The 7,056-nt window shown below is 75.2% G+C and carries 5 protein-coding genes and 2 pseudogenes; 3 read left to right on the top strand and 4 right to left on the bottom strand.

What is annotated here, in order from left to right:
• Window positions 1–36: 36 nt before the first annotated feature.
• The 4 genes from GCU69_RS08020 to GCU69_RS08005 form a co-directional block, all read right to left on the bottom strand.
• Window positions 37–828, bottom strand: a complete 792-nt coding sequence (locus tag GCU69_RS08020) for a response regulator transcription factor (RefSeq protein WP_235978311.1) — start codon at window positions 826–828, stop codon at window positions 37–39.
• Between the two features lie 375 nt (window positions 829–1,203).
• The gene (locus tag GCU69_RS08015) at window positions 1,204–2,343 is read right to left on the bottom strand and encodes a S1C family serine protease (RefSeq protein WP_156205514.1); all 1,140 of its coding nucleotides are present in this window, start codon (window positions 2,341–2,343) and stop codon (window positions 1,204–1,206) included.
• Window positions 2,344–2,738: 395 nt separating this feature from the next.
• A complete protein-coding gene (locus GCU69_RS08010) occupies window positions 2,739–3,761 on the bottom strand; it encodes a LacI family DNA-binding transcriptional regulator (RefSeq protein ID WP_098753059.1) in 1,023 nt (340 codons plus the stop codon).
• A 24-nt stretch (window positions 3,762–3,785) separates the two neighbouring features.
• Complete coding sequence (locus tag GCU69_RS08005; RefSeq protein ID WP_098753060.1) at window positions 3,786–4,586, bottom strand: response regulator transcription factor; 801 nt, start codon at window positions 4,584–4,586, stop codon at window positions 3,786–3,788.
• 272 nt (window positions 4,587–4,858) lie between these two features.
• Between GCU69_RS08005 and GCU69_RS08000 the strand changes: the two are divergent.
• The 3 genes and pseudogenes from GCU69_RS08000 to GCU69_RS07990 all read left to right on the top strand — a co-directional run.
• A pseudogene (locus GCU69_RS08000) lies at window positions 4,859–5,797 on the top strand (alpha/beta hydrolase family protein); the annotation flags it as partial.
• A gap of 575 nt (window positions 5,798–6,372) precedes the next feature.
• The gene (locus GCU69_RS07995; protein ID WP_098753061.1) at window positions 6,373–6,633 is read left to right on the top strand and encodes a MoaD/ThiS family protein; all 261 of its coding nucleotides are present in this window, start codon (window positions 6,373–6,375) and stop codon (window positions 6,631–6,633) included.
• A 10-nt stretch (window positions 6,634–6,643) separates the two neighbouring features.
• Window positions 6,644–7,056: pseudogene (locus GCU69_RS07990) on the top strand (hypothetical protein); the annotation flags it as partial.

Genomic DNA, 7,056 nt, shown 5'->3' with positions numbered 1-7,056 from the left:
CGGGCGGCCCCGTGGGACCGGGCGCGGCCGGGCCCGTCATTCCGTACCGCCCTCGCGCAGCGCGTAGCCCACCCCGCGCACGGTGTGCACCAGGCGCGGTTCACCGCCCGCCTCGGTCTTCCGCCGCAGATACATCACGTACACGTCCAGGGAGTTCGAGCTGGGTTCGAAGTCGAAGCCCCAGACGGCCTTCAGGATCTGCTCCCGGGTGAGCACCTGCCGGGGGTGTGCCAGGAACATCTCCAGCAGCGTGAACTCGGTGCGCGTCAGCTCCACCGGCCGGTCGCCGCGGAACACCTCGCGCGTCGCCGGGTCCATCCGCAGATCCGCGAACGTCAGCACGCCCTGCGGCCGCCCCTCCTCCTCGGCGGCGGCCGTCGCGTACGAGCTGCGGCGCAGCAGCGCACGGACCCGGGCCAGCAGTTCGTCCAGCTCGAACGGTTTCACGAGGTAGTCGTCGGCGCCCGCGTCGAGCCCGGTGACCCGGTCGCCGACGGTGTCCCGGGCGGTGAGCATGAGGATCGGCACCGTCCGCCCGTTCGCCCGCAGCCGGCGGGCGGCGGTGAGGCCGTCCATGCGCGGCATGAGGACGTCGAGCAGCACCAGATCGGGGTCGTACGCCGCCGTCTTCTCCAGCGCGTCCAGACCGTCGACGGCGAGTTCCGTGCCGTACCCCTCGAAGGCGAGGCTGCGCCGGAGCGCCTCACGCACGGCGGGCTCGTCGTCGACGATCAGGACGCGGTGTTCCCGGTGTTCCCGGTGTTCCCGGTGTTCCCGGTGCTCGCGGTGCTCGCGGTGCTCGCGGTGTTCGCCGTCGGCGGGATTCATGTACGGGGACCTCTGCTTCTCGCTCTGCCGCTGCTTCTCGCACTGCCGCGCTGTCTCACACTGCCGCGCTGTCTCGCACCGCGCCGTTTCCGGCTCCGCGCCGCTGCTCGCGCTGCCGCTCCGGGGGTGCGCCCGGCTCCGGCCAGACTGGCACAGGGCGAGGCCCCGGGCACGGTGCCGCTGCCGTGCCCGGGCGGTCACGGCGGAACCGCCCCGCGCAGCGGCGGCCGGGCGGGACGGCCCCGGTTCCGGGCGATCACGGCGGACGGCGGAACCGCCTGCTCCGGGTCAGCCGCCGTGACCCGCCCCCGCCCGGGTCAGCCGCCGTCACCCGCCCCCGCCCGGGTCAGCCGCCGTCACCCGCCCCGCTCCCGGTCAGCCGCCGTCGCCCGCCCGGAGGTCGTCCAGGACCTTCTCCACGTCGTCCACCGGGATCGCGAAGCCCAGGCCCACGCTGCCGGCGCTGCTCGACGAGGTGCCCGCGGCGGAGCTGGGGGCATACATGGCCGAGTTGATGCCGATGACGCGGCCGTTCATGTCGACGAGGGCACCTCCGGAGTTGCCGGGGTTCAGCGAGGCGTCGGTCTGGATGGCCTGGTAGGTGGTGGTGTCGGACCCGACCTCGCCGTTGTACTCGCCGCCGTCGAACTCGAACGGCCAGTGGTCGCCGCCCTGCCCGGGCAGCCGCTGCCGCTGGTCGCCGTCCTCCCGCTGCACGGTGACGTCGCGGTCGAGCGCGGAGACGATGCCGCTGGTGACGGTGCCGGTCAGGCCCTCCGGGGAGCCGATCGCGACGACCTGGTCGCCGACCCGGACCGATTCCGAGTCGCCGAGCGCGGCGGGCTTCAGCCCGTCGACACCCTCGGCCTTGATCAGCGCGATGTCGAGGTCCGGCTCGCCGCCGACGATCTCGGCGGTCGCCGTTTTTCCGTCGCTGAACGTGACCTTGATCGTGGAGGCGCCGGAGACCACGTGGTTGTTGGTGAGGATCTCGCCGTCGGCGGTCGTGACGACACCGGAACCGGTGGTCTGCCCCGAGGCGGACTCGGCGCTGATCTCGACCACGCTCGGGGTGACCGCGGCGGCCACCGAGGAGACGGTGCCGTCCGTGGCACCGGCCGCGGCGTTCGTCCCGGTGACCGAGGTGCCGCCGGCGGCGGAACCGTCGCTCAGCTCGCCGGCCAGCCAGCCCGAACCGCCGCCGGCCAGACCGGCGACGAGGGCCGCGGCGGCGACGATCCCGACCGGCCCGCGGACCCGGCGCCGGCGGTGCCCCTGCCCCGCGCGCGGGGCAGGAGCCCCCGGGCCACCATGTGCTCCGGCGGCGGGAACGGGCGGCGGGACGGGGCCGGCGCGGCCGTCACCGGCACCGGCGGCCGGGGCGGGCGTCCCGGGCCACACGGTGGTCCCGTCCGGGGTGGTGAAGGGGGGCTCGTGGGCGGGCCGCCCGGGTACGGGCGGCACCGGCGGCGGGTCGGACAGGGGCCGCTCGGGGTACGTACGCTGATCGCTCATGTCCCCGACGGTGCGCGCCGGGCATGAGATTTCTCTGAGAACGCCCTGAGAAGCCTGGTAAAAGGCTGTATGGCCGGTATAAGGACCGACCCCGCCGCCGGGGCACGGAACGGGGACGTGCGAGCCGTACGCAGCCGTACGGGGGCCGGGCCGGGGCTCGGAGCGGGGCGCCGCGGGACCCGGGCGGCAGCCGTGACACGCAGCCGGACGCCGTACGGAGCCGGATCCCGCGCGGACCCGCGGAGCCGTGGCACGGACGCAGCCGGACGCCGTACGAAGCCGCACACCGCCCGGAGCCGTGGCACGGACGGAGCCGGGCGCAGCGCGGAGTGCGCCGCGCACGGACGGAGCCGGGCGCAGCGGCGCGGAGTGCGCCGCGTGTCGTACCGGGGGCGCTAGCCGCAGCCGCAGGAGCGCCGCACGACCAGCCGGGACGGGAACTGCTTCAGCCGCTCCCGCCGCCCGCCCGCGACCCGCAGCGAGTCGTCCAGCACCAGGTCCACCGCGGCCCGGGCCATCGCCTCCCGGTCGGAGGCGACCGTGGTCAGCGGCGGGTCCGTGAGCGCCGCCTCCTTCACGTCGTCGAACCCGGCGACGGCCAGCTCGCCCGGCACGTCGATCCGCAGCTCCCGGGCCGCCCGGAGCACGCCGATCGCCTGGTCGTCCGTGGTGCACACGATGCCCGGCGGCCGGTCGGGGCCGGCCAGGATGCCGAGCGCGACCCGGTAGGCGTCGTAGCGGTTGTACGGGGCCTGGAAGAGCCGGCCGTCCGTGGAGCGCCCGGCCTCGCGCATGGCCCGCCGCCAGCCCTCGACATGGTCGGTGACGGGGTCGCCGATGACGGGGGTCGACTCCACACCGCCGAGACAGGCGACGTACTCCAGCCCGTGTTCCAGCAGATGCCGGGTCGCGAGCTGCGCGCCGCCGACGTCGTCGGTGACGACGGCGACGTCGTCGATCGCGTCCGGCCGCCGGTGCAGCAGCACCACGCGCGCGTCCCAGGCGTCTATCTCGATCGCCGCGTGTTCGCTCGGGCCCTGGCTGATGAGGATCAGGCCGGAGACGCGCATGCCGAGGAAGGCGCGCAGGTAGTGCACCTCGCGCTCGTCCAGATAGTCGGAGTTGCCGACCAGGACCATCTTTCCGCGGTCGGCCGCCGCCTGCTCCACCGCGTGCGCCATCTCCGCGAAGAACGGCTGCCGCGCGTCCGGCACGATCAGCCCTATGAGGTCGGTGCGCCGGCTGGCCATCGCCTGGGCGACGCGGTCCGGCCGGTAGCCGAGCTCTCTGATCGCGGTCAGGACCCGCTCGCGGGTGGCCGGGGCGACCGGCCTCGGTCCGTTGTTGATGACGTAGCTGACCACCGCGGTCGAGGTCCCCGCCAGCCTTGCCACATCGTCACGCGTCACCTTGGCCACGCGCGGCAGTCTACGCGGGTCCGGTCACCCCTCGGACGGACGTACGGACGGGGTCGGCGCCGCCGGCGACCGCCCGGCCCGCTCGCGGGCGGCGGCCGCGGACCGCGCCGTGCGCTCGGCCTCCGCCTTGGCCTCCTCGGCGGCCCGCTCGACCTTCTCCGGGACAACGAAGCGGTAGCCGACATTCCGTACGGTGCCGATCAGCGACTCGTGCTCGGGGCCGAGCTTGGCGCGCAGCCGCCGTACGTGCACGTCGACCGTCCGGGTGCCGCCGAAGTAGTCGTAGCCCCAGACCTCCTGGAGGAGCTGGGCGCGGGTGAAGACCCGGCCCGGGTGCTGGGCGAGGTACTTCAGCAGCTCGAACTCCTTGAAGGTCAGGTCCAGGACCCGGCCCTTGAGCTTCGCGCTGTACGTCGCCTCGTCCACCGAGAGATCACCGTTGCGGATCTCCATCGGGCTGTCGTCGCCGGTGATCTGCCGGCGGCCGGTCGCGAGCCGCAGCCGGGCCTCGACCTCGGCGGGTCCCGCCGTGTCGAGCAGCACGTCGTCGACGCCCCACTCGGCCGTGACGGCGGCGAGGCCGCCCTCGGTGACGACGAGCAGCAGCGGGCAGCCGGGACCGGTGGACCGGAGCAGCTGGCAGAGGGAGCGGACCTGCGGGAGGTCCCGGCGGCCGTCGACGAGGATGACGTCGGCACCGGGGGTGTCCACGAGCGCCGGGCCCTCGGCGGGGGCCACCCGCACGTTGTGCAGCAGCAGTCCCAGGGCCGGAAGCACCTCCGTGGAGGGCTGGAGGGCGTTGGTCAGAAGCAGCAGCGAACTCATCGCGGGCTCCTCTCGGCCGTGGCGACGTGCGTCGCCCGGAAATGGTGCCCGGGTGTGCGGTCCTTGCGGCTCCGCGCGTTTCGCTTGCCCATTACGTCGGTTCCTCCCGGTCCCTGCGAGGACGTATGCGGCACTGCTCTGTACTGCATCGTGCGGCGCGTTCCCGGTCCGGCCGGGCGGGCCGGGGAGGACCCGCTCCAGGGAGCCCTGAAAGCGCGAAAGGACCCGGGGGCGTCGCTGCCCGAGTCCTCTTCCGAAGCAGAATAGCCCACATGAGAGCAGAAGCGGAGGCTGAATCCGCACCTTCGCGTGTTCCGCCGGTCACGCGGGGTGGCCGCCGGGCAGCCGCGGGAGGGGCGCGCCGGACGGTGCTGACGGCGGACGACGGCGTACGGATCGAGGCCGCGTACACGCCCCGCGCGGGCGGCGGCGGACCCTCCGGCGGCGGCCCGGCCGGCCCCGGTGAGCAGCCGGTGATCGTCGTCGCGCACGGTTTCACCGGCGCCCTCGGCCGTCCCGCCGTGCGCCGGGTGGCGTCGGTGTTCGCCGAGCGTGCGGCCGTGGTCACCTTCTCCTTCCGGGGGCACGGCGGTTCCGGGGGCCGGTCCACGGTGGGTGACCGGGAGGTGCTGGATCTGGCCGCGGCGGTGCGCTGGGCGCGTTCGCTCGGACACCGGCGGGTGGCGACGGTCGGTTTCTCGATGGGCGGCTCGGTCGTGCTGCGGCACGCGGCGCTGTACGGGCCCAACGCCTCGGAAGCGGGGCCTCCGCCGGACGGCGCGGCGGGCGGATCACCCGATGGATCCGGCCAGAGGCGCACGGAGGGGCGCACGGAAGCGCGTACGGACGCGGTCGTCGCCGTGAGCGCTCCGGCGCGCTGGTACTACCGGGGCACGGCGCCGATGCGCCGCGTGCACTGGGTCATCACCCGGCCGGTGGGCCGCCTCGTGGGCCGGCTCGGGCTGCGCACCCGCATCCACACCCGGGACTGGGATCCGGTGCCGCTCTCCCCGGTGGAGGCGGTGCCGCTGATCGCCCCGGTCCCGCTGCTGATCGTCCACGGCGACCGGGACGCGTACTTCCCGGAGGACCACCCGCGCTCCCTGCTCGCGGCGGCCCCCGACGGCGCGGCCGAACTGTGGCTCGAACGGGGACTGGGCCACGCGGAGAACGCGGTCGGCGAACCGCTGCTGTCCCGCATCGGCGACTGGCTGTCCGGCACCTGGGCGGAGGACCCACGGCCGGACGGCGGCGGGGGGCGGGCGGAGGACCCACGGCCGGACGGTGTGCGGGCGGAGGACGACCGGGCGGACGGTGTGCGGACGGAGGACGCCTGGGCGGACCGCACCCGGGCGGACGGTGCGCGAACGGATGGTGCACGAGCAGACGGTGCGCGGCCGGGCGGCGGTGGCGGGCGGGGAGACGTCGGCTGACGGCCGCGGCCGGGGCGGCGACATGGCCGGGCCGGCGGCCGTGAGAACCGCCCGAACCGCCCCCGTGAGCGGCCGGAACCGGGACGGGGCACCGGAGCCGCGGCCCGACCCGGCATCATGGAGTCCCGCGTCACGGAGTGCCGCGCCCGCCCGGGCGCCCGGCTCCCGGCACGGGCCGGGCCCGGATCCGCCCGGCAGCCGGTCCGGGAACCCGGCACCCGGCACCCGGACCGACCGACCGACCCGACTTCAACCCCCGACTCCGACACCCGACTCCGACTTCCGCTTTGCACGACTCCCGCTTTCCACGACTTCCGACCTCCACGACTCCCCACGACGAAACGGAGCTCCGCGTGGCCGCTGGCACAATTCGCTACTGGGCCGCGGCCAAGTCCGCCGCCGGGACCCCCGAGGAGCCGTACGAGGCGGACACGCTCGCGGAGGCCCTGGACGCGGCGCGGCACCGGCACGGCTCCCGCCCGGAGTTCGCGCGCGTGCTGCTGAGGTGTTCGTTCCTCGTGGACGGCTCCCCGGTCGGGACACGGGCCCACGACACCGTCACACTGGCCGAGGGCGGCACGGTCGAGGTGCTCCCGCCGTTCGCAGGAGGATGACCGCGACACCATGACCGACCAGCCGCAGAGCCCCTACGACCCGTACGCCCGCGAGCCGTTCCCGGGCCGGCCCGAGCCCCGCGACCCGGACACCCAGGTCTGGCAGGGCCCGACCCACCAGGACCACGCCCACGGCGCCACGCCGCCCCCGTCCGCCGCCTGGTCGTCGGCGGACACGGCCCATCTGCCCCTCCAGGCCCCGCTGCCGCCCGAACAGCCCGCCCGGCACGGGCAGCACGGGCAGCACAGCGGGGCCGCGCAGTACGGACAGCACGGACAGACGCCGCCCCACGGACAGACAGCGCCCCACGGGCAGCACGGCCGGGCCGCGCGGTACGGACAGCACGGGCAGGCGGCACCGCCCGTCCCGCCCGCGGCCCCGTACACCTCGTACACCTCGTACGACCCGGACACCACCCATGT

It is taken from the genome of Streptomyces lycii, from assembly GCF_009735685.1.
Taxonomy (GTDB): Bacteria; Actinomycetota; Actinomycetes; order Streptomycetales; family Streptomycetaceae; genus Streptomyces; species Streptomyces lycii.
This window is presented reverse-complemented; position numbering and strand designations above follow the sequence as displayed.

What these genes read in the sequence shown, in the direction of transcription:
- GCU69_RS08020 (WP_235978311.1), bottom strand. Translation starts at nt 828, where the DNA reads ATGAATCCCGCCGACGGCGAACACCGCGAGCACCGCGAGCACCGCGAG.
- GCU69_RS08015 (WP_156205514.1), bottom strand. Translation starts at nt 2,343, where the DNA reads ATGAGCGATCAGCGTACGTACCCCGAGCGGCCCCTGTCCGACCCGCCG.
- GCU69_RS08005 (WP_098753060.1), bottom strand. Translation starts at nt 4,586, where the DNA reads ATGAGTTCGCTGCTGCTTCTGACCAACGCCCTCCAGCCCTCCACGGAG.